This window comes from Pseudonocardia abyssalis (assembly GCF_019263705.2).
GTDB lineage: Bacteria > Actinomycetota > Actinomycetes > Mycobacteriales > Pseudonocardiaceae > Pseudonocardia > Pseudonocardia abyssalis.
Map to the genome: position 1 here is coordinate 4864945 of NZ_JADQDK010000001.1, position 19942 is coordinate 4884886.

The 19942-nt window shown below is 73.2% G+C and carries 21 protein-coding genes; 11 read left to right on the plus strand and 10 right to left on the minus strand.

Annotated features, from left to right (window positions below; all coding sequences use genetic code 11):
• Positions 1 to 14 precede the first annotated feature (14 nt).
• The gene (gene ligD, locus I4I81_RS23790) at positions 15 to 1007 is read right to left on the minus strand and encodes a non-homologous end-joining DNA ligase (RefSeq protein WP_225924672.1); all 993 of its coding nucleotides are present in this window, start codon (positions 1005 to 1007) and stop codon (positions 15 to 17) included.
• A 159-nt stretch (positions 1008 to 1166) separates the two neighbouring features.
• On the minus strand, positions 1167 to 1457 hold the full coding sequence (locus tag I4I81_RS23795) for a hypothetical protein (RefSeq protein ID WP_218601785.1): 291 nt from the start codon (positions 1455 to 1457) through the stop codon (positions 1167 to 1169).
• Positions 1458 to 1584: 127 nt separating this feature from the next.
• Between I4I81_RS23795 and I4I81_RS23800 the strand changes: the two genes are divergently transcribed.
• The 3 genes from I4I81_RS23800 (at position 1585) to I4I81_RS23810 (ending at position 5513) form a co-directional block, all read left to right on the plus strand.
• The gene (locus I4I81_RS23800) at positions 1585 to 1992 is read left to right on the plus strand and encodes a Fur family transcriptional regulator (RefSeq protein ID WP_218601805.1); all 408 of its coding nucleotides are present in this window, start codon (positions 1585 to 1587) and stop codon (positions 1990 to 1992) included.
• 64 nt (positions 1993 to 2056) lie between these two features.
• The gene (gene katG / locus I4I81_RS23805; protein WP_218601806.1) at positions 2057 to 4237 is read left to right on the plus strand and encodes a catalase/peroxidase HPI; all 2181 of its coding nucleotides are present in this window, start codon (positions 2057 to 2059) and stop codon (positions 4235 to 4237) included.
• Between the two features lie 214 nt (positions 4238 to 4451).
• On the plus strand, positions 4452 to 5513 hold the full coding sequence (locus I4I81_RS23810; protein WP_218616349.1) for a hypothetical protein: 1062 nt from the start codon (positions 4452 to 4454) through the stop codon (positions 5511 to 5513).
• A 12-nt stretch (positions 5514 to 5525) separates the two neighbouring features.
• Here I4I81_RS23810 and I4I81_RS23815 read toward each other — a convergent pair whose 3' ends face one another.
• The 4 genes from I4I81_RS23815 to I4I81_RS23830 form a co-directional block, all read right to left on the minus strand.
• Positions 5526 to 6032: a PadR family transcriptional regulator gene (locus I4I81_RS23815; protein WP_218601787.1), complete on the minus strand. Its 507-nt coding sequence runs from the start codon at positions 6030 to 6032 to the stop codon at positions 5526 to 5528.
• Positions 6033 to 6086: 54 nt separating this feature from the next.
• Positions 6087 to 6851, minus strand: a complete 765-nt coding sequence (locus I4I81_RS23820) for a GAF and ANTAR domain-containing protein (RefSeq protein WP_218601788.1) — start codon at positions 6849 to 6851, stop codon at positions 6087 to 6089.
• A gap of 233 nt (positions 6852 to 7084) precedes the next feature.
• The gene (locus I4I81_RS23825; protein ID WP_218601789.1) at positions 7085 to 8263 is read right to left on the minus strand and encodes an LLM class flavin-dependent oxidoreductase; all 1179 of its coding nucleotides are present in this window, start codon (positions 8261 to 8263) and stop codon (positions 7085 to 7087) included.
• Positions 8264 to 8290: 27 nt separating this feature from the next.
• Positions 8291 to 9775, minus strand: coding sequence for an aldehyde dehydrogenase (locus I4I81_RS23830; protein WP_218601790.1), 1485 nt, complete (start codon positions 9773 to 9775; stop codon positions 8291 to 8293).
• A gap of 183 nt (positions 9776 to 9958) precedes the next feature.
• Between I4I81_RS23830 and I4I81_RS23835 the strand changes: the two genes are divergently transcribed.
• From I4I81_RS23835 to I4I81_RS23845, 3 genes are read left to right on the plus strand one after another with little or no spacing between them, the layout of a single operon-like run.
• Positions 9959 to 10957 (plus strand): AraC-like ligand-binding domain-containing protein, encoded by a 999-nt coding sequence (locus I4I81_RS23835; RefSeq protein WP_218601791.1) that lies wholly within the window; start codon positions 9959 to 9961, stop codon positions 10955 to 10957.
• A 33-nt stretch (positions 10958 to 10990) separates the two neighbouring features.
• Positions 10991 to 12193, plus strand: coding sequence for a CaiB/BaiF CoA transferase family protein (locus I4I81_RS23840; RefSeq protein ID WP_218601792.1), 1203 nt, complete (start codon positions 10991 to 10993; stop codon positions 12191 to 12193).
• A gap of 9 nt (positions 12194 to 12202) precedes the next feature.
• Positions 12203 to 13114, plus strand: coding sequence for a hydroxymethylglutaryl-CoA lyase (locus I4I81_RS23845; RefSeq protein WP_218601793.1), 912 nt, complete (start codon positions 12203 to 12205; stop codon positions 13112 to 13114).
• Here the strand turns inward: I4I81_RS23845 and I4I81_RS23850 are convergent.
• Positions 13111 to 13602, minus strand: a complete 492-nt coding sequence (locus I4I81_RS23850; protein ID WP_218601794.1) for a flavin reductase family protein — start codon at positions 13600 to 13602, stop codon at positions 13111 to 13113. The two genes, I4I81_RS23845 and I4I81_RS23850, sit on opposite strands and share 4 nt — an antisense overlap.
• Before the next feature lie 182 nt (positions 13603 to 13784).
• Between I4I81_RS23850 and I4I81_RS23855 the strand changes: the two genes are divergently transcribed.
• Positions 13785 to 14189, plus strand: a complete 405-nt coding sequence (locus I4I81_RS23855) for a hypothetical protein (RefSeq protein ID WP_218601795.1) — start codon at positions 13785 to 13787, stop codon at positions 14187 to 14189.
• Here I4I81_RS23855 and I4I81_RS23860 read toward each other — a convergent pair.
• On the minus strand, positions 14164 to 14760 hold the full coding sequence (locus I4I81_RS23860) for a TetR/AcrR family transcriptional regulator (protein ID WP_226363537.1): 597 nt from the start codon (positions 14758 to 14760) through the stop codon (positions 14164 to 14166). The two genes, I4I81_RS23855 and I4I81_RS23860, sit on opposite strands and share 26 nt — an antisense overlap.
• Before the next feature lie 119 nt (positions 14761 to 14879).
• Between I4I81_RS23860 and I4I81_RS23865 the strand changes: the two genes are divergently transcribed.
• From I4I81_RS23865 to I4I81_RS23880, 4 genes are all read left to right on the plus strand, one after another.
• Positions 14880 to 16094: an acyl-CoA dehydrogenase family protein gene (locus I4I81_RS23865; RefSeq protein WP_218601796.1), complete on the plus strand. Its 1215-nt coding sequence runs from the start codon at positions 14880 to 14882 to the stop codon at positions 16092 to 16094.
• Positions 16091 to 17134, plus strand: a complete 1044-nt coding sequence (locus tag I4I81_RS23870) for a phosphotransferase family protein (RefSeq protein ID WP_218601797.1) — start codon at positions 16091 to 16093, stop codon at positions 17132 to 17134. The genes I4I81_RS23865 and I4I81_RS23870 overlap by 4 nt, the downstream gene beginning before the upstream one ends.
• Complete coding sequence (locus I4I81_RS23875) at positions 17131 to 17901, plus strand: SDR family NAD(P)-dependent oxidoreductase (protein ID WP_218601798.1); 771 nt, start codon at positions 17131 to 17133, stop codon at positions 17899 to 17901. The genes I4I81_RS23870 and I4I81_RS23875 overlap by 4 nt, the downstream gene beginning before the upstream one ends.
• A 72-nt stretch (positions 17902 to 17973) precedes the next feature.
• A complete protein-coding gene (locus I4I81_RS23880; RefSeq protein ID WP_218601799.1) occupies positions 17974 to 18531 on the plus strand; it encodes a molybdopterin-binding protein in 558 nt (185 codons plus the stop codon).
• Positions 18532 to 18534: 3 nt separating this feature from the next.
• Here I4I81_RS23880 and I4I81_RS23885 read toward each other — a convergent pair whose 3' ends face one another.
• Together I4I81_RS23885 and I4I81_RS23890 are read right to left on the minus strand one after the other, a co-directional pair.
• The gene (locus tag I4I81_RS23885; RefSeq protein WP_218616350.1) at positions 18535 to 18948 is read right to left on the minus strand and encodes a hypothetical protein; all 414 of its coding nucleotides are present in this window, start codon (positions 18946 to 18948) and stop codon (positions 18535 to 18537) included.
• A 120-nt stretch (positions 18949 to 19068) separates the two neighbouring features.
• Positions 19069 to 19926 (minus strand): DNA/RNA non-specific endonuclease, encoded by an 858-nt coding sequence (locus tag I4I81_RS23890; protein WP_218606179.1) that lies wholly within the window; start codon positions 19924 to 19926, stop codon positions 19069 to 19071.
• Between the last annotated feature and the right edge of the window lie 16 nt (positions 19927 to 19942).

The following is a 19942-nucleotide window of genomic DNA, read 5'->3' on the forward strand; positions in this document are numbered from 1 at the left end:
TCCGGCTTCAGGCACTAGGGACGCGGCAGCAGCACGATCTCGTCGGGGTCGCGGTCGGGACGCAGCCCGCGCCACACCGCGTGCCGGAGGCGGTGGTCGTGGGTGAGGGTGCGGTACTCGACCTCCCCCACCAGCACGGGATCGACCCAGCGCGCGGGCCGGGCGTACTCGCGGGGCACCTCGTCGTCGTCGAACGCGCTGTCGTCGCGGCGCAGGGGCGCGAGCCGCCCGTGCAGGTCGCGCAGCACCGCGTCGGTGAAACCGGTGCCGACGTGGCCGAGGAACCGCAGCCTCCCCGCACCGTCGTGGGCGGCCAGCAGGAGCGCCCCGATCCCGCCGGCGCGACGACCCTCCCCCGCCGTCCAGCCCGCGACCAGCACCTCCTGGGTCGAGAGCAGCGCGGTCTTCACCCACGACGCCGACCGCCTCCCCGGCTCGTAGCGGGACCCGCGACGCTTCGCGACGATCCCCTCCAACCCGTGCGCCCGCGCCACCTCCAGCAACTGGACGGCCGGGACGTCGGAGATCGACGGCGGCACCTGCACCCGCGGCACCTCCCCCAGACCGAGGGCGTCGAGCCGCTCGCGCCGCACGTCGTAGGGCTCGCGGAGCAGACTCCGTCCGTCGGTCTCCAGCACGTCGAACACGTACAGCTCCACCGGCATCCGCTCCACCACCTCGGGTGCCGGGTGGCGCAGGTGCATGCGGTGCTGGAGCAGCCCGAAGTCCGGGCGCCCTGCCGCGTCGAGCACGACCAGCTCGCCGTCGAGCACGACCGAGCGGCCCGTCGCCCAGCCCCCCACGGACCCGGCCCGGGTGAGCTCCGGGTACCCGGCGGTCACGTCGTTGCCGTTGCGGCTGGTCAGTGCCACACCGTCGCGGGTGCCGGTGACGATCGCCCGCACCCCGTCCCACTTGAACTCCACCGCCCACCCGGCGGTGACGACCGGGGCGACACCCGCGGTGGCCAGCATCGGCCGCACCGGCTCGGAGGACGGGGAACCCATGGCCCCACCCTGCTCGCCCGACCGCCCCGACACCAGTGCGACCACCCGACGGGCAGCACCTCAAGCGCCGTCGGGTCGCCGCCCGCAGGTCTCTGACTTGGCGTGGGGCGTCGGGGTTCGAGAACCCCCAGCCGCACGGTGACCGGATCCGGCATCACGTCAGTCAATGGCGGTGCGCGGACTGTTTCGCCCGCCACCGTGTTCGATCGCGTTGGTCGCGGCCTCGTTGGTCGCGGCCTCGTTGGTCGCGGCCTCGTTGGTCGCGGCCTCGTTGGTCGCGGCCTCGTTGACCGCCATCACCATGTCGTCGATCCGCTCCGGGGCGAGCCCCGCCACGGCCGCGCAGTCCCGCGTGAACCGCCGCACCGCAGCCGGTTCGCCGGGCCCGAACGCCAGTACCCGCCCGACCGGCGCGGCGACGACCGGGTCGTCGCTCAGTACTTCGCTCATCGCGCACGGACCTCGTCTGCGGCTTCCCGTCGAGACCCGAACGGGTTGTCGCAGACTGAGACTGTTCTTGATTGATTCCAGAAACAGGGCCACACTCGGGCCCGTGCCGACGCCGGACTTCGAACGCATGCTGCGCGGGGCCACCCTGCGCGTCACGCGTCCGCGGCTCGCGGTGCTCTCCGCGGTGCACGACCATCCCCACGCCGACACCGACTCGATCCTCCGGATCGTGCGCGGGGATCTCGGCGAGGTCTCCCACCAGGCCGTCTACGACGTGCTGCGCGCGCTCACCGCCGCCGGCCTGGTCCGCCGCATCCAGCCGCAGGGCTCCCGGGCGCGCTACGAGTCGCGGGTCGGGGACAACCACCACCACCTCGTGTGTCGGTCGTGCGGCGTCATCGCCGACGTCGACTGCGCCGTCGGGACCACCCCGTGCCTGACGGCGGCCGACGACCAGGGCTTCTCCATCGACGAGGCCGAGGTCATCTACTGGGGCCTGTGCTCCGCCTGCTCCACCACCACAGCCATCCACTGATTACGGAAGGACCCCCGTGACTGACGACCAGCTCTCCGCTGATCACGAGACCGTCGAAGCCGACATGAACTCCGAGCAGGCCGGCGGCTGCCCCGTCCACGCCGGTCGCATGGGGCACCCGACCGAGAGCGCCAGCAACACCGACTGGTGGCCGAACCAGCTCAACCTGAAGATCCTGCGCAAGCACCAGCCCGCGTCGGACCCGTTCGGCGGGCAGTTCGACTACTCCGCGGCGTTCGCCAGCCTCGACCTCGACGCGCTCACCGCCGACGTCGACGCCCTCATGACCGACTCGCAGGACTGGTGGCCCGCCGACTTCGGCCACTACGGCGGCTTCATGATCCGCATGGCGTGGCACAGCGCCGGCACCTACCGGGTCGAGGACGGCCGCGGCGGCGCCGGGGCCGGCATGCAGCGCTTCGCCCCACTGAACAGCTGGCCGGACAACGGCAACCTGGACAAGGCGCGCCGCCTGCTGTGGCCGATCAAGAAGAAGTACGGCAACAAGATCTCCTGGGCCGACCTGATGGTCTTCGCGGGCAACCGCGCGCTGGAGACGATGGGCTTCACCACCTTCGGCTTCGCCGGCGGCCGCGCCGACGTGTGGGAGCCCGACGAGGACATCTACTGGGGCCCGGAGCGGGAGTGGCTCGGCGACGAGCGCTACACCGGCGAGCGCGACCTGGAGAAGCCGCTCGGCGCCGTCCAGATGGGCCTGATCTACGTCAACCCGGAGGGCCCGAACGCCAGCGCCGACCCGCTGGCCTCGGCCCGCGACATCCGCGAGACGTTCGGCCGCATGGCGATGAACGACGAGGAGACCGTCGCGCTGATCGCGGGCGGGCACACCTTCGGCAAGACCCACGGCGCGGGTGACCCCGACCAGTTCGTCGGTGCCGAGCCCGAGGGCGCGTCCATCGAGCAGCAGGGTCTCGGCTGGAAGCAGAGCCTCAACGACGGCAAGGGCCGCAGCGTCATCACCTCCGGCCTCGAGGTCACCTGGACCTCCGAGCCCACCAAGTGGACGAACAAGTACTTCGAGAACCTGTTCGCCTACGAGTGGGAGCTGGAGAAGAGCCCCGCGGGCGCGTGGCAGTTCCGGCCGAAGGACGGCGCCGGCGCCAACACCATCCCCGACCCGGAGACCGGCGAGCTCAACCGCTACCCGACGATGCTGGTCAGCGACGTCGCCCTGCGCGTCGACCCGATCTACGAGCCCATCTCGCGGCGGTTCCTGGAGAACCCCGACCAGTTCGCCGACGCGTTCGCCCGCGCCTGGTACAAGCTGACCCACCGCGACATGGGCCCGATCCAGCGCTACCTCGGACCGCTGGTCCCGCAGGAGGAGCTGCTCTGGCAGGACCCGATCCCCGCCCGCGGCGACTACACCCTGACCGACGAGGACGTCGCCGCGCTCAAGGCGTCGATCCTGGGCTCGGGCCTCACCGTCGCGCAGCTGGTGTCGGCCGCGTGGGCCGCGGCGTCGAGCTTCCGGATCAGCGACAAGCGCGGTGGCGCCAACGGCGGGCGCATCCGCCTGCAGCCGCAGGTCGGCTGGGAGGCCAACGACCCCGACGAGCTCGCCCAGGTCATCCGGGCCCTGGAGGGCGTCCAGTCCTCCTTCGGCAAGGAGGTCTCCTTCGCCGACCTCGTCGTCCTCGGTGGCGTCGCGGCCGTGGAGAAGGCGGCGAAGGACGCCGGTCACGACGTGACCGTCCCCTTCACCCCGGGCCGGAAGGACGCCACGCAGGAGCAGACCGACGTCGAGTCGTTCGCCTACCTGGAGCCGACCTCGGACGGGTTCCGCAACTACCGCGGCAAGGGCCACCGCCTGCCGGCCGAGTACCTGCTCGTCGACCGGGCGAACCAGCTCGACCTCAGCGCGCCGCAGCTGACCGTCCTGGTGGGCGGCCTGCGCGTGCTGGGTGCGAACAGCGGTGGGTCCACCGCGGGCGTCCTGACCGACCGGCCGGGCACGCTGACCAACGACTTCTTCACCAACCTGCTCGACATGGGCACGCAGTGGTCGTCGGTGGGCGGTGACGAGGACTCGTTCGAGGGTCGCGACGCCAGTGGCGCCGTGAAGTGGACGGGCACCCGCGCCGACCTGGTCTTCGGCTCGAACTCCGAGCTGCGGGCCATCGCCGAGGTGTACGCGAGCGACGACGCCGGGGAGAAGTTCGTCACGGACTTCGTCGCGGCGTGGGACAAGGTCATGCAGCTCGACCGCTACGACCTGGCCTGATCCAGCACGTTCGTCCCGACAGCCCCGACCGGTTCTCCGGTCGGGGCTGTCGGCGTTCCCGGCCCTTCCCCGGACGGCGATGACGCGCGTCGTGCGCGTCCACACCCCGACGCCGGGAGTCGGTGTACGCCGGCGGCCGCACCTCAGGGCTGATCTCCTGTACCGCACGGACCACCTCGTACTAGTCTCACTGTAACTACTCGGGAGGTGGTCCGTGTCCGTCGCGTTCCCGCAGCCTGCGGCCGTACCGGAACGACGCCGTGGGATGCACGCCGTGGTCGGGGTCCTCGACGACGGCACCCCGTACTTCGCCCCCGTCGGGACGGTCGACCGCGACGGTTCGCGTGTGCGCTGCCACCTGTGCGGAGGCTGGTACCGGTCGGTCCTCCCGCACCTGCGCAAGCACGGCTGGGACCAGCTGACCTACCGCGCTGCGTTCGGCCTCGAACGCGGCCAGTCACTGGAGGGCGACGCCACCCGCGGGCGCCGGGCCGGGGCCCTGCGCGTGCGCCGCGAGCGCGACCCCGCCGTGCGCGCGGGCAGCGCGGCCGGGATCGGGCTGGCGCGCTCGGGCGAGCTGACGCGCGCCGCCGCCCGTGCGGCCCGCGGGCGCCGCCAGCCCGAGCAGCGCCGCCGCAAGACCCTCGCCTCCCTCGCCGCGATCTCCCCGGAGGCCCGCGACGCCGGGACCCGCCGCTTCCGGCACGCCCAGCTCGGCACCGTCTCCCGCGACGCCGCAGCGCGTCTCGGGTTCGACTCGATCGGCGCGCTGGTGCGCGACCGCGTCGCGGCCGGGGCCAGCCTGGCCGCGATCAGCCGCGAGGCCGGCCTGCACAAGGACTGGCTCTGCCGCCACCTCGCCACCGTCGACCCCGACGCCGCCCGCGAGGTGCAGGAGTCCGGCCGCCGGGCCCGGCTCGACGCCCCGTGGCTCCCGGTGCTGGCCGGGCTGGGGTTCCCCTGCGTCGCGACCTACCTCGTCGACCGCCACGTCGTGCGTCGGTGCACGGTCAGCACGATCGCCGTCGAGGTCGGGATGTGCCGCGCGTCGGTGCAGGGCGCACTGGCCCGGCACGGCATCACGCAGGTCGCCCACGCCCGGACCCGCGGCGCCACCGAGGACCGCGCCGCCGAGGTGGCGGCCCGGTTCGGCCACACCGACCTCACCGAGTACCTCGACGCGCGTCGCGCGGCCGGGCTGAGCTGGCGGGCCATCGCGGCCGAGTGCGGACGGCCGGCCACCTGGGTGCGTCGACGGGCCGGCCTGCCGGACTGAGGTTCCCCGGCACTACCGGGCCGAGCGCCGCTGCACGAAGTCGAGCGCGGCGGCGGCGGCGCTGCGGCGCCAGTCGAGCAGGACGTCACCGAAACCGCCGTCGTCGACGGCCTCGTCGAGCTTCCGGAGGATCCGGTCGAGCACCTGCCGCTGCGCCGCGAGCAGCGCGGCGTCGTCGCGCCCGGACCGGTGCAGCAGCGCCAGCTTGACCAGGAGGTGCGAGCGCACGTCCCGGACGTGCGGCACCGGCTCCCCCAACCAGCCCTCGACGGCCGCGGCGCCGGCCGCGGTGACGCCGAAGACCGTGCGCGGGGGCCCCGACCCGGCCTCCACCGCCGACGGCGACACCAGTTCGCCGTCCTCCAGCCGCTTCAGCGCGCGGTAGACCACCGGCCGCGGGATCTGCCAGATCCGGCCCAGCTCCCCGTCCGCAGCGGTGAGCGCGGCGACCGCGAACCCGTGCAGGGGCCCCTCGCGGAGCACGGCGAGGACCGTCCACTCCGGCAGGCCCCACACCACGACACCAGCGTAGGCGGCCCACCGGTGGGACCCGGCGGGCGGTACCCGGCGGGCTCAGCGCGTCCGGGGCCCCGACCGGGCAGGTCGGGGCACCGGGAGCGCGGCCGGGTCGAGTTCGCGATCCACGATCTGCCGCGAGATCTCGGCCAGACGCGTGTTGCTGCGCCGCGCGTAGCTGCGCAGCAGCGTGAACGCCTCGTCCATCCCCAGCCCGGTGCGCTGGGAGACCACCCCCTTGGCCTGCTCGATGACCACCCGGCTGTCCAGGGCGGACTGCAGCTGCTCGTTGAGGACGGTGCCGCGCCGGATGGCCCGCTCGGACAGGATCCCTATCGTCGCGACGTCGGCCAGTGCCTGGCCCAGCAGCAGGTCCGGTTCCGGGAGCGGTCCGGGGTTGCGGTGGAACAGGGCCAGCACCCCGATCGCCTGCCCCCGCAGACGCAGGGGCAGCGCGTGCACCGACCGGAACGCCCCGGAACGCTCGACGGCCACGGTGTACGCGGGCCAGGTCGCGGTCCGGTCGGCCAGGTCGGGCACGCGGACCTGCGCGGCGGAGCGGTAGCACTCCAGGCATGGCCCCTCGTCGGACTGCAGGGCGAGCAGCTCCATCGTCGTGGCGTCCTCGCTGGACGCGGCGACCACACGCAGCTCCTGGCGGGAATCGGCGAGCAGCAGCCCGGCCGCGTCCGCCGCCAGCAGCTCCACGCTGTGTACGACGAGTCGGCTGAGCAGGTCGACGACGTCGTAGTCGTCGACCAGGCTGTCGGCCAGCGCGACGAACGCCCGGCCCACCCGCTCCTCCCGATCGGGCCGGGTCACCCGATGTCCTGCACGTCGCCGGGCCTCGCCCGGGTCACGCTCGTCATGGCGCCTGCTCCGTCCGTCCGCGCACGGTGAGGGCCGTGCGGATGGCCGCCGGGGGCTGGGGCGGTTGCGCCGCAGGGCACGAGGTGCCGGGCGCGAGAGGTCGTGTGCCCTTCAACGGTGGCACGAAACGGTCCGCGGCGGAAATCGGGACGCGGACGCCCGACCCCCGAACCGGTCGCCCCGGGTCAGTGTCGCAGGCCGGCCTGCTTGAGCAGCGGCATGACCTCCTCGCCGAAGTACTTGAGCTCTTCGTTGTAGTCGATGAGCCCGAAGATCATGCCCTCCATACCGGCCTCGTTGAGCCTGCCCAGCTCCTCGGTGACCTGCTCCGGGGTGCCGACGATCGGGTAACCGCCCCAGCCGGCGATGAAGCGCTCCTGCATCTCCTTGACGGCGTGGTCGAACGACTGGCTCGCGCCGGACCCGGCGATCTTGATGACGTTGCCGGCCGCGCCCCAGTCGCCCTCGTCGACGACCTGCTGGAACGCGCGCTTCGCCTCCTCCTCGGTGTCACGGCAGACCACGAGGCCGTAGGTCATCGCGTGGATCTCGCGCTGGTACTCCTCGCGCGCCTTCGCCTTGAGCTTCGTCGTGTAGCCCTTGATGTTCTCCAGCGTGTCCAGCGAGGCGAAGTTGAAGTCGACGTTGCGCGCGGAGAACTCGATGCCCGACGGCGAGTTGCCCGCGTTGATCAGCGCGGGCCGCGGGCCCTGGTGCGGCTTCGGGTAGGCCTCGAGCAGCTCGGCGTCGAAGTACGTCGAGTGGATCGCGAAGGTGCCCTCCTCGGTCCACAGCCTGTTGACGAAGTCGAGCCACTCCTGGCCGTAGGCGTAGCGCTCGTCGTGCTCGCGCTGCTCGGAGCCGAACATCTCCATCTCCGGCGGCACCCAGCCCATAACCATGTTCAGCGCGAAGCGCCCGCCGGAGATCCGGTCGACCGTGGTGGCCTGCTTGGCCGCGACGATCGGGTGCATCGTCGGTAGGTGGCTCGTGGCCGCGATGGCGATCCGCTCGGTCGCCTCGGCGATCCCGGCGGCCCAGGTGTAGGTCTCGAAGCAGTTGCCGTTGAAGTTCGTCGAACCGCCGAAGCCCTTCCAGCGGGCGACGGGGACGAGCACGTCGAACCCGAGGCGGTCGGCGCGCTGCGCGATCTCCTTGGTGTGCTCCCAGGTGATCTCGTAGCTGCTCGGGGCGTGGCTCATGATCAGCCCGTAGGAGCAGTTGGTACCGAACAGGCCCAGCTTCATCTTCTGGTCGCCGAACAGCGGGTTCGTCTCGGTGCGGTCGGCCGCGGGCTGCGTCTCGGCGGCCGGGCGGGGGTCGGTGGGGGCGAGGCCGAGGCGCTCGTTGGCGGTGACGGTCATCGTCTTCTCCTCTGGGTGGTCGGGGCGTCAGCCGAGCTGGAACGGGTCGCGGGTGCCGCCGGTGAGCTCCACGAAGATCGACTTGTTCTCGGTGTACTCCTGGATCGCGTCCACGCCGTTCTCGCGGCCGATGCCGCTGGCGCCGAAGCCGCCGAAGGGCATGTTCGGGGCGATCACGCGGTAGGCGTTGATCCAGACGGTGCCGGCGCGCAGCTTCGAGGCGACCCGGTGGGCGCGGTGCACGTCCTTCGTCCAGACCGACCCGGCCAGGCCGTAGGGGGTGTCGTTGGCGAGCTTGAGGGCCTCGGCCTCGTCGGTGAACGTGTACGCGGCCAGCACCGGCCCGAACACCTCCTCGCGGACGATGGTGTTCTCCGGGCCGACGCCGGTCACGACCGTCGGCTTCACGAACAGCCCGCCGCGCTCGGCGTCGGGCTCGCCGCCGCAGGCGAACGTCGCCCCCTCGGCCGCGGCCCCCTCCAGGTAGCCGAGCACCTTCTCGTACTGCGGCCGGTTCGCGACGGGACCCATCTCGGTCTCGGCCTCGTTCGGGTCGCCCAGCTTGATGCTGTTCGCCCGGGCCACGACCTTCTCGATCAGCGCGTCGTGCACGTCGGCGTGCACGATCAGCCGGGAGCCCGCCATGCAGGTCTGCCCGGTCGCGGCGAACACGCCGGCGATCAGACCGTTGGCCGCGGCGTCGAGGTCGGCGTCGGGGAACACGATCTGCGGGCTCTTGCCGCCCAGCTCCAGGGTCACGCGGTTGAAGTTCGCCACCGCCGCCTGCGCGACCTTCGCCCCCGTCGCCGACGACCCGGTGAACGCGATCTTGTCGACGCCCTGGTGGGTGGCCAGCGCCTCGCCGGTGGAGCGGTCCCACCCGGTGACGACGTTGAGCACGCCCGCGGGCAGCCCGGCCGCGTGCAGGATCTCCGCGAACGCGACGGTCGAGGCCGGCGCGTGCTCCGACGGCTTGACGACCATCGTGCAGCCCGCCGCCAGCGCCGGGGCGAGCTTGAACGTCAGGAGCAGCAGCGGGGAGTTCCACGGCGTGATGGCCCCGACGACCCCGACCGGCTCGCGCGTGGTGAACCCGAAGTAGTTCGGGTTCACGGGCGGGACCGTGCGGCCCTCGATCTTGTCGGCCAGCCCGGAGAAGTAGTAGTACCAGTTCGGCAGCGCGGTGAGCTGCCCGATCATCTCGCGGTAGAGCTTGCCGGAGTCGTTGACCTCCAGCCGGGCCAGCCGCTCGGCGTTGGCCGCGATCGCGTCGCCGACCTTCCGGATGATCGCGGCGCGCTGGAAGCCCGTCATGGCGCCCCACTCGCCGTCGAACGCGCTGCGGCTCGACGCGACGGCGTCGTCGACGTCCTCGGGGCCGCCGTCGGCGAGCCGGGCCCACGCCGCGCCGGTGTAGGGGTTCTGGGATTCGAACGTCCGGCCGGACCGTGCGTCGACGGACTTCCCGTGGATGAAGAGCCTGAGCTCCTCGAGCTGTGCGGGTGGCGTCATCGCCCTCTCCCTCGTCGGTTGCTGGGGCGAGGCTAGGGACGGGAGCGCGGACGCCGATATCCCGCGACGGCGCGGGTCGATCCGCTGAGCGCAGTCGTGTACCGCGCTCAGCGGCTGGTCGACCGCCGTCCGCGTGCCTAGTCTCGGGTGCAGGGGGCTGACACGAGGAGGTGTCGAGACGGGATGGAGACCACGCCCGACCTGTCGCGGTTCCCGGTGCTGGGCACGACGAGCCTGGACGAGGCCCGCGACGCCGTCACCCGCGTCTACCTCGACCACGAGCTGACCGCGCCCAGCGACACCATGCGCATGACGCTCAACGCGGTGTCCGATCGCCACTTCACGCTCGGGTACCTGGCGTACGGGGCGTCGGCCACGCTCGTCATGCCGCCGACGGAGGACTGCTACCACGTCAACCTGACGCTGGGTGGCCGCACCGACGCCGACCGCGCCGACGGCGGCCGGGCCAGCACGCACGCGCGGCGCAGCGGGCTCGTGCTCTCCCCGCAGCAGCGCAACACCGTGCGCTGGACGCCCGACGCCGAACAGCTGATCCTCAAGATCCCCCGCGCCGGCCTGGAGGGCCACCTCGGCGACCTGTTGGGCCGGCGCGTGCACGACGTCGTCGACTTCGACTTCGGCCTCGACCTGGCCGGGGCACAGGGCAGCACGCTCCTCGCCTCGGTGGAGTTCCTGGCCCGCGAGCTCGACCGGCCCGGCGGGCTGGCCGAGATGCCGCTGGCCCGCGAGCAGCTCGAGGCGTTCGTCATGACGCAGCTGCTGCACGCCGGGCGCCACCAGTTCACCGACGACCTGCACGCACCGGCCGAGCCGACCCGGCACGGTCGGCTCGCCCCCGTGCTCGAGCACATGGAGCAGCACGCCGACGAGCCGCTGACCCCGCAGGAGCTGGCCCGGGTGGGCTGCATGAGCGTGCGGACGCTGCACGCCACCTTCCAGCAGGCGCTGGGCGAGTCGCCGATGAGCTACCTGCGCCGGATCCGGCTCGACCACGTCCGCACGGAGCTGCAGCGCAGCGACCCGTCGCTGGTCCGGGTCACCGACGTCGCGGTCCGATGGGGGTTCCTGCACCAGAGCCGCTTCGCCCAGCAGTACCGCGAGCGCTTCGGCGAGCTTCCGCGGGAGACCCTGCGCGGATACTCCCCGGCCGCCACGGGATAGCGGTCGGCCTCCCCCGTTCCTAGGGTCGACCGCGTGAACCCCGCACTCGACGGCGTCCGCGTCCTGGAGCTCGGCACCCTGATCGCCGGTCCGTTCTGCGGGCGGCTGCTCGCCGACCAGGGCGCCGACGTGATCAAGATCGAGGCCCCCGACCGGCCCGACCCGCTGCGCGACTGGGGCCAGGCCGAGGTCGACGGCCACCACTTCTTCTGGACCGTGCACGCCCGCAACAAGCGCTGCATCACCCTCGACCTGCGCAGCGACCGGGGCCGTGAGCTGTTCCTCGACCTCGTCGACACCGCCGACGTGGTCCTGGAGAGCTTCCGGCCGGGCACGCTGGAGCGCTGGGGCATCGGACCGGACGTGCTGAGCGCACGCAACCCGCGCATCGTGCTGGCCAGGGTGTCGGGCTACGGCCAGACCGGCCCGCACAGCCGGCGCCCCGGCTACGCGTCGGTGGCGGAGGCGGTCGGCGGGATGCGCCACCTCAACGGCTTCCCCGACGAGCCCGCACCCCGCGCGGCGCTGTCCCTCGGCGACTCGCTCGCCGGCATGTTCGCGATGCAGGGGGTGCTGACCGCGCTGTTCTCCCGGGAGCGCGACGGCGGGCCCGGGCAGGTCGTCGACGTCTCCCTGGCCGAGTCCTGCCTGGCGATGCTGGAGTCGACGATCCCGGACTACTCGGCCACCGGGCACGTCCGCGGCCCGGGCGGCACCCGGCTGGAGGGGCTCGCCCCGTCGAACCTCTACCGCTGCGCCGACGACCGGTGGCTGATCATCGCGGCCAACCAGGACACCGTGTTCGGCCGCCTGTGCACCGCGATGGGGCAGCCCGAGCTGGCCGCCGACCCACGGTTCGCGACCCACACCGCGCGCGGCCGCAACCAGGACGAGATCGACGCGATCGTCGGCGACTGGGCCGCGGGCCACGACGCCGACGCCCTGACCGCCCTGCTCGAGACGGCCGGGGTGGTCGTCGGCCCGGTCAACACCGTCGCCGACGTCGTGCTGGACCCCCAGTTCCTGGCCCGCGACATGCTCGTCCCGCACCACGACGAGGCCATCGGCCGCGACGTCCTCGGCCCCGGCGTGGTGCCCAAGCTCGACCGCACCCCCGGGTCCGTGCGGTGGGCCGGGCCGGGCCACCCGGGCACGCACAACACCGAGGTCTACACCGGCCTGCTCAGGCTCGGCGAGGACGAGCTCGAGCAGCTCGTCGCCGACCGGATCGTCTGAAGGAGAACCATGACCACGCCCGTCGACATCCGCGAGGTGGGCCTACGCGACGGCCTGCAGCTGGAGGCCCCCGTCCCGCTCGCGACGAAGCTGGAGATCCTCGACGCCGTGTCCCGCACCGGGGTGCGCCGCGTCGAGGTCACCTCGTTCGTCTCCCCCACCGCGGTGCCCGCGCTCGCCGACGCCGAGCAGGTCGTCGCCGAGCTGGGTCGCTGGCCCGACCTGCGGTTCTCGGCGCTCGTCGCGGGTTACGGGGGTGCGCGGCGTGCCGTCGCCGCCGGGTTGCCGCACCTGGAGTACGTGATCTCCGCCTCCGACGGGCACAGCCTCGCGAACGCCCGCCGCACCTCCGACGATGCCGTCGCGGCGACCGCCGACATCGCGACGCTGGCCCACGACGCGGGCGGGTTCTGCGAGGCGATCATCGCCGTCGCGTGGGACTGTCCGTTCGACGGCCGCACCCCGGTCGAGCGCACGGTCGAGGTCGCGCGCCGCGCCGTCGAGCTCGGGGCGGACCAGCTCTGCCTCGGCGACACCATCGGCACGACCGTGCCCGGCCGGGTCGTCGAGCTGGTCGAAGCCGTGCGGGCGGCGTGCCCCGGCGTCGAGGTCGGGGTGCACCTGCACAACACGCGCGGCTCGGGGATCGCGTGCGTGCTGGCCGCCGTGCAGATCGGCGTCACGCAGATCGACGCGGCGGTCGGCGGGCTCGGCGGCTGCCCGTTCGCCCCCGGCGCGAGCGGCAACATCGCCACCGAGGAGGTCGTGTATCTGCTGGAGGGGTCGGGGTTCACCACCGGTCTCGACCTCGGGCACGTCCTGGAGGCCGCCGCGGTGGTGGAGCGGGCCGTCGGTCACGCCCTGCCGAGCAGCCTCCACCGGGCCGGCGGGCCGTCCCGTCCGATCCCGCGGCCGGTCTAGCCGATCCCGTACGCCCCGCGGTGGAACAGCAGCGGGAGCCGGTCGCCGTCGGCGCCGAGGTGGTGCACCCGCCCGACGACGATCGTGTGGTCGCCGCCGTCGTGCTCGTCGGACAGGGAGCAGTCGATCCACGCACACGCGCCGTCGAGCACCGGTGACCCGGACGGACCAGCGGCCCAGACGACCCCGGCGAACTTGTCGGTGCCGGAGCGGGCGAACGCGTTCGAGAGCCCCTCGTGGTGGTCGGCGAGCACGTTGACGCAGAAGCGGCCGACCTCACGGATCCGCGGCCACGTCGACGACGTCCGGGCCGGTGCGAAGCTGATCAGCGGCGGGTCCAGCGACAGCGACGTGAACGACTGGCAGGTGAACCCGACGGGCCCGTCGGGCCCGGCCGCCGTCACCACCACCACGCCGCTCGCGAAGTGCCCCAGCACCTCCCGCATCCGACTCGGCCCGACGACCTGCTCCTGCACCACGTCATCCATGCCGTCGACGGTAGGGAGCGCGGCGGGGCCGGCGATATCCGGAGATCGCCGGGCCGTATCCACCGGCCGGCCTCGGCCGGCCACCACCTCGGGCCGGTGCGCGGCCCACCGCAGCACGCCCTCCAGGTCCCCGGCCAGTGCGAGCAGCTCGACTCCCCCGCGTACGGCGCCATCAGCTGGACGTGCTCCCGCTGCTGGCACTGGCCGCGGCGCCGGCCGAGGTGCCGGCCGAGGTGCCGGCCGAGGTACTGGCCGAGGCGCACCGCCTCAGCGTGCTGCTGGGCGCGTCGACGCCACCGCGGGCCGTCCTCGACACCGTCGGCCGGCTCGAACCCGGCGCGGTCCTCCCTGTGGGCCCGCACCCCGGAGACCGCCCGGCACCCAGGGCTCGCCGCGCCGCGCGCACGCCCAGCGCCGTGGTCCTCGGCGGTCCGGGGTGGCCGCGCCGGGCGGCGGGCCGCGTCGGCGATCTCGCCGGTGCGGTGCACGTCTGCACCGCACCCAGCTGCCGGTGCGGCACGGATCCGGCCGGCGCCCACCGCTGGCGTCCTGAGGGCCGGATCAGCCGAACGGCTCGCGGACCCTGACGATGCCCATCGCGAACTCGGTGTACTGCCACGCGACCTCGTTCTCACCGGGTCCGGAGTCCTCGCGGAACCACACCGCCACGCCCATCCCGAGGTCGAGGATCGCGTACGAGGCGAGCTGCGCCGACGCGACGCGGAAGACCCCGGCGGCGATGCCGTCCTCGACGAGCCCACGGAAGCACTGCTCGTAGTCGGCGCGGCGCGCGAGCACCGCCCCGCGGTATGGCTCGACGAGGCCGCGCAGCTCCCGGTTGCCGACGAACGCCTCCCGCCGGTGGCGCGCGTGGAAGCGGACGTGCGCGTCGGTCGCCCGCCGCAACCGCTCGACCGGGTCGTCGGTGCCGGCCACGGCGACGCGGTGTGCCGCGAGCAGGTCGTCCATCGTCGCCGTCATCAGGCTCGCGAGCAGTTCCTGCTTGGACGCGACGTGCTTGTAGAGGCTCGGACCCCGGATCCCGACGGCCGCGCCGATGTCGGCCATCGTGGTGGCCTCGTAGCCCCGGCGGGTGAACAGGTCGAGTGCGGCGGCCCGGATCTCGGCTGCGCGCACGGCCTTCGCGGTCTCGGTCACAGGACCCCCCAATCGCTAATCGACGTTAGCAGAGTGTGACGGAGGCGGCAGATTCTTGCTCCTCGCGCTGATCAGTGGTCTGATCAGCTGGCTAACAATCATTAGCCGAAGGGACCTCCATGCCGATCGATCTCGCACCCGACCCCGCGGTGGCCGATCTCGCCGAGCGCACCGCCGCGTTCGTCCGGGAGGCGGTGGTCCCGGTCGAGGTCGCCCACGACGGCGTCGTCCCGTCCGAGGACGTGCGCGCGGACCTGCAGGCGGCCGCGCGGCGGGCGGGGGTCTTCGCCCCGCACGTCTCCCCCGAGTTCGGCGGCCACGGGCTGGACATGACCGGCCGCGCCGCGGTGTTCGAGGAGGCCGGCTACTCCCTCCTCGGTCCGCTGGCCCTGAACATCGCCGCCCCGGACGAGGGCAACATGCACCTGCTGGAGGCGGTCGCGACCACCGGGCAGAAGCAGCGCTACCTGGCCCCGCTCGCCGCGGGCGACATCCGCTCCTGCTTCGCCATGACCGAGCCCGCCCCCGGCGCGGGCTCCGACCCGGACGCGCTGACCACCCGGGCGGTGCGGGTGGCCGAGGGCTGGCGGATCGACGGCCGCAAGTGGTTCATCACCGGTGCCGACGGGGCCGGGTTCGCGATCTGCATGGCGCGCACCGCGGGCGAGCCGGGCGAGCGCGGCAGCGCCACGATGTTCCTCGTCGACGCCGACAACCCCGGCATGCACGTCGGCCGGCACATCCCGACGCTGGACGAGAGCCTCTACGGCGGCCACCTGGAGATGGAGTTCGCGGGCTGCGTCGTGCCCGACGAGGCCGTGCTGGGCGAGGTCGACCTCGGCTACCGCTACGCGCAGGTGCGCCTGGGCCCGGCCCGGATGACGCACTGCATGCGCTGGCTGGGCATCGCGCGGCGTTCCCAGGACATCGCCGTCGCCCGCGCGGCCGGGCGTCAGGTGTTCGGGTCCCGGCTGGCCGATCTCGGCATGGCGCAGCAGATGATCGCCGACAACGAGATCGACATCGCCGCGTCGCGCGGGCTGATCCTGCAGGCCTGCTGGGAGCTCGACCAGGGACGGTCGGGGTCGCAGTCGGTGTCGATCGCCAAGACCTTCACCGCGGAGGCCGTGTGGCGGGTCGTCGACCGGTCCCTGCAGCTGTGCGGATCGCTGGGCGTCTCCGGTGACATCCTGCTCGCCCGGTTCCTGCGCGAGGTCCGCCCGTTCCGCATCTACGACGGGCCGTCGGAGACCCACCGTTGGTCGATCTCCCGGCGCGTGGTGGGCCGTCACACCGCCGCCACTCCCGCTGCCACCGCCCCGGTGCCGGCATGAGCTCGGCGGCCGTCGAGGGCCTCGACCTCCCCGCCGTCGACCGGTTCCTCGCCGCGCGCGTCCCCGGGTACGCGGGCGACCTGCGCGCCGAGCTGATGACCGGTGGTCGGTCCAACCTGACCTACCGCCTGACCGACGGCGTCAGCACCTGGGTCCTGCGCCGGCCCCCGCTCGGCACCCTCACCCCGTCGGCCCACGACATGGCGCGCGAGTACCGCGTCGTCGCCGCGCTCGGCGCGAGCGACGTGCCGGTCGCACCCGCCGTCGCGCTCGCCGACGACTCCGTGATCGGCGTGCCGTTCGCGGTCGTCGGGTTCGTCGGGGGGACGGTGATCGCCGACGAGTCCGGGCTCGCCGCACTGGCCGACGACGACGTGCGGCGCTGCGCGCTCGGGCTCGTCGACACGCTCGCCGCCCTGCACGCGGTCGATCCGGCGTCCGTCGGGCTCGCCGACTTCGGCCGGGCCGAGGGGTTCCTGCGGCGACAGGTCCGGCGCTGGTACGGGCAGTGGGAACGCGTCCGCACCCGTGAGCTGCCCGACGTGGAGACCCTGCACGCCCGCCTCGACGCGGCGTGCCCGGACGAGAGCGGGACCGCGATCGTCCACGGCGACTTCCGTATCGACAACACCATCCTCGACCCCGACGACCCCGCCCGGGTCCGCGCGATCGTCGACTGGGAGATGGCGACCCTCGGCGACCCGCTGGCCGACCTCGGGGTCCATCTGGCCTACCGCGACCCGGCCTTCGCCCCGATCCTCGGCGGCGCGGCCGCGTCGACCAGCGACCGGATGCCGGCCACCGCGGACCTCGCCGAGCGCTACGCGCGGGCCTCCGGGCGCGACCTCACCGACCTCGGCTTCCCTCTGGCCCTCGCCTACTTCAAGATCGCGGTGATCGCCGAGGGGATCCACCAGCGCCACGAACGCGGCGACACCCGCGGCGACGGCTTCGCCACCGTCGGCGAGGCGACGGCCCCGCTCGCCGCGGCCGGCCTGCGCGCTCTGGGAGGCCCCCGCTCCTCGAAAGGACAGCCGTGACCAACCCCGTCCTCGACCGGTTCCGCCTCGACGGCCGCGTCGCCGTCGTCACCGGGGCCAGCTCCGGCCTCGGGGCCGGCTTCGCCGTCGCGCTGGCCCACGCCGGCGCCGACCTCGTGCTCGCCGCCCGCCGCGCCGACCAGCTCGCCGCCACCGCTGCCGCGGTCGAGGCGGTCGGCCGCCGCGTGCTGGCCGTCCCGACCGACGTCACCGATCCCGACGCCTGCACCGCCCTGGTCGACGCCGCGGTCGCGGAGTTCGGCCGGATCGACGTCCTGATCAACAACGCGGGTCTCGGTACCGCCGTCCCGGCGCTGAAGGAATCGCCCGAGCAGTTCCGGCGGGTCGTCGCCGTCAACCTCGAGGGCGCGTACTGGATGGCGCAGTCCTGCGCCCGTGTGATGGGGCGCGGATCCAGCATCGTCAACATCTCCAGCGCGCTCGGGCTCATCGCCTCCTACGCCCCCCAGGCCGCCTACGCCGCGACCAAGGCCGGCCTGATCGGACTCACCCGCGACCTGTCGCAGCAGTGGGCCGGGCGCCGTGGGATCCGGGTCAACGCGATCGCCCCCGGCTACTTCGCCAGCGAGATGACCGCGGAGATCCCCGCCGAGCAGCTGTCGGCGTTCGTCGCGAGCCGCAGCCCGCTGGGCCGGCTCGGCGAGCAGCAGGAGCTCGACTCCGCGGTGGTCTTCCTGGCGAGCCCGGCATCCAGCTACATCACCGGCAGCACCCTCGCCGTGGACGCCGGGATGTCCGGACACTGACCCCGAGGATTATCCGCTCCTGAGGGAATCGAGTCCTTGATTCACCGCATCAGCGAGTTCTATGGTTCGTCCATGACGCGTCTGCTGATCACCGGTGTGGCACTCGCGGCGGGGTTGCTGGTGGGCTGCGGCGCGCCGGCGGCCACCACGGCACCGGCCGCGGCGGGGCCCGTCGGCACCGCCGCACCGGCCTCGGTGGAGGTCCCACCGGCCGGCACCGTCCGGCTCAGCGGCGACCTGGTGACCCCGACCGACCTCACGATCGACGATCTCGCCGCGCTGCCCCAGCAGACCGCCGAGGTCACGTTCGGCAGCAGCCAGGGGCAGCAGACGCACTCCGAGACCGGGCCCGCGCTCGCCGACGTGCTGCCGGTCGACGCGCTGGCCGTGTCAGCGGACCGGCGCAACAACCTCCTGTCCTTCGCGGTGCTCGCGATCGGCGCCGACGGGTACTCCGCCGCCGTCGCCTACGGCGACGTCTCGGCCGACTTCGGCGACCGCGGCCTGCTCCTGTCGCTCGTCGAGGACGGACAGGCCCTCGAGCGGCCGCGGCTGATCGTGCCCGGTGACGTCCGCGGCGGACGGTACGTCAGCGACGTCGTGGAGCTCCGCGTCGTGCGCCTGCGGTAGCACTCACCGCTGGGCGAAGATCTCCCCGAGCGGGGCGACGCCCGCGGAGGTCTCGTACGGGTTCGCGTACGGCAGCGGCTCGTCGGCGCCCGGGGTGACGGTCTCGAAGTCCCCGTCGAGGTCGGTGTCGTCGAGGACGACGTCGGCGAGGCCGTCGGCGTCGAAGCCGAGGGCGATGACGTCGGCGGTGAAGGTGCCGTCGCCGGGGGTGTTGTCGAACGCGGCGAGGTCGTCGTAGAAGTCGCCGTCGACGTCGACCAGGACGGTGTCGAGGGTGCCGTCGCCGTTGGTGTCGAGCTGGGTGGTCTCGGTGTAGCCGTCGCCGTCGAGGTCGACGTAGCCGAAGGTGCCGTCCTCGATGTCGGGCTGGGCGGGGGTGGTGGTGTCGATCGGGGCGGGGTCGTAGCACTCGGACATCGGATCCTCCGGGGGTGTTCGCGGCGGCCGGGGTGGCCTCTCGTGGACACAGATGCCGCCGACGCCTCGCGGGTTACACCGACACCGGCCGAAGCCCGACGGGCACACGCAGCTCCCGTACTACAGCTGGACCCCGGTGAGGGCATCCAGACGGACCCATCGGTCGCGGGAGCCGACACCGACCGGCGCAGGGGCGGTGAAGCGGTCGGCGGCGACGAGCGGGCCCAGGTCGAGGCCGGTGAGGGCGGCGATGTCACCGATGGGCACCTGGTAGGTGCGATACGGACCCAGCGGCGGTGGGCCCGCGGCCGGGACGGCGCCGCCGTCCGAGAGGTCGACGTCGTCGAGCTGCGGGGTCTGGTCCAGCACGTACCCCGTCGCCATCAGCAGCAGGTCCTCGCCCTGCCCCGGGGCCGCGGCCCAGGCGGCCACCTTCCAGAACGACCGCGGGATCCCGACGCCCCGGTACTGCGGGTCGTCCGCGGCCAGGACCGGGGCGGTGAACACGCTCAGCCTCGTGTCGTAGGTGTCGGCGTGGGTGAGCACGTAGTCCTCGAGACCGAGCCACAGCTGCTTGGACTGGTTGAACTGCGCCGCCTGCGGCGCAGCGTTCGGGTAGACGAACGTGTCGCTGTTGGCCTGCTCCGCGACCGCAGGCGCACCCCACACCGGATCGCTACGGCGCACCAGGTGCCCGCGGTCGAGGTCGTTGTCCAGGTACAGGTCCGCTCCGGCCTGCTCCTCCGCCCCGACCCGTGGGTCCGGGCGCCAGTCGTCACTGCGCCCGAGCTCACGCAGCTCGGACCCGTCGATGTTGACCCCGGTCGCCACCGCCAGTCGCCGGGCCGGGTCGAGCAGCACCGTGAAGTGCACGTAGGTCAGCTCCCGCACCACGCGCGTGTCCACGGGTATCGGCAGGGCGGCCGACGCACCGAGGAACTCGGCGTCGTACCCCGGAACCGGCTCTGCGGTGCTCATGCACAGACCCAACCAC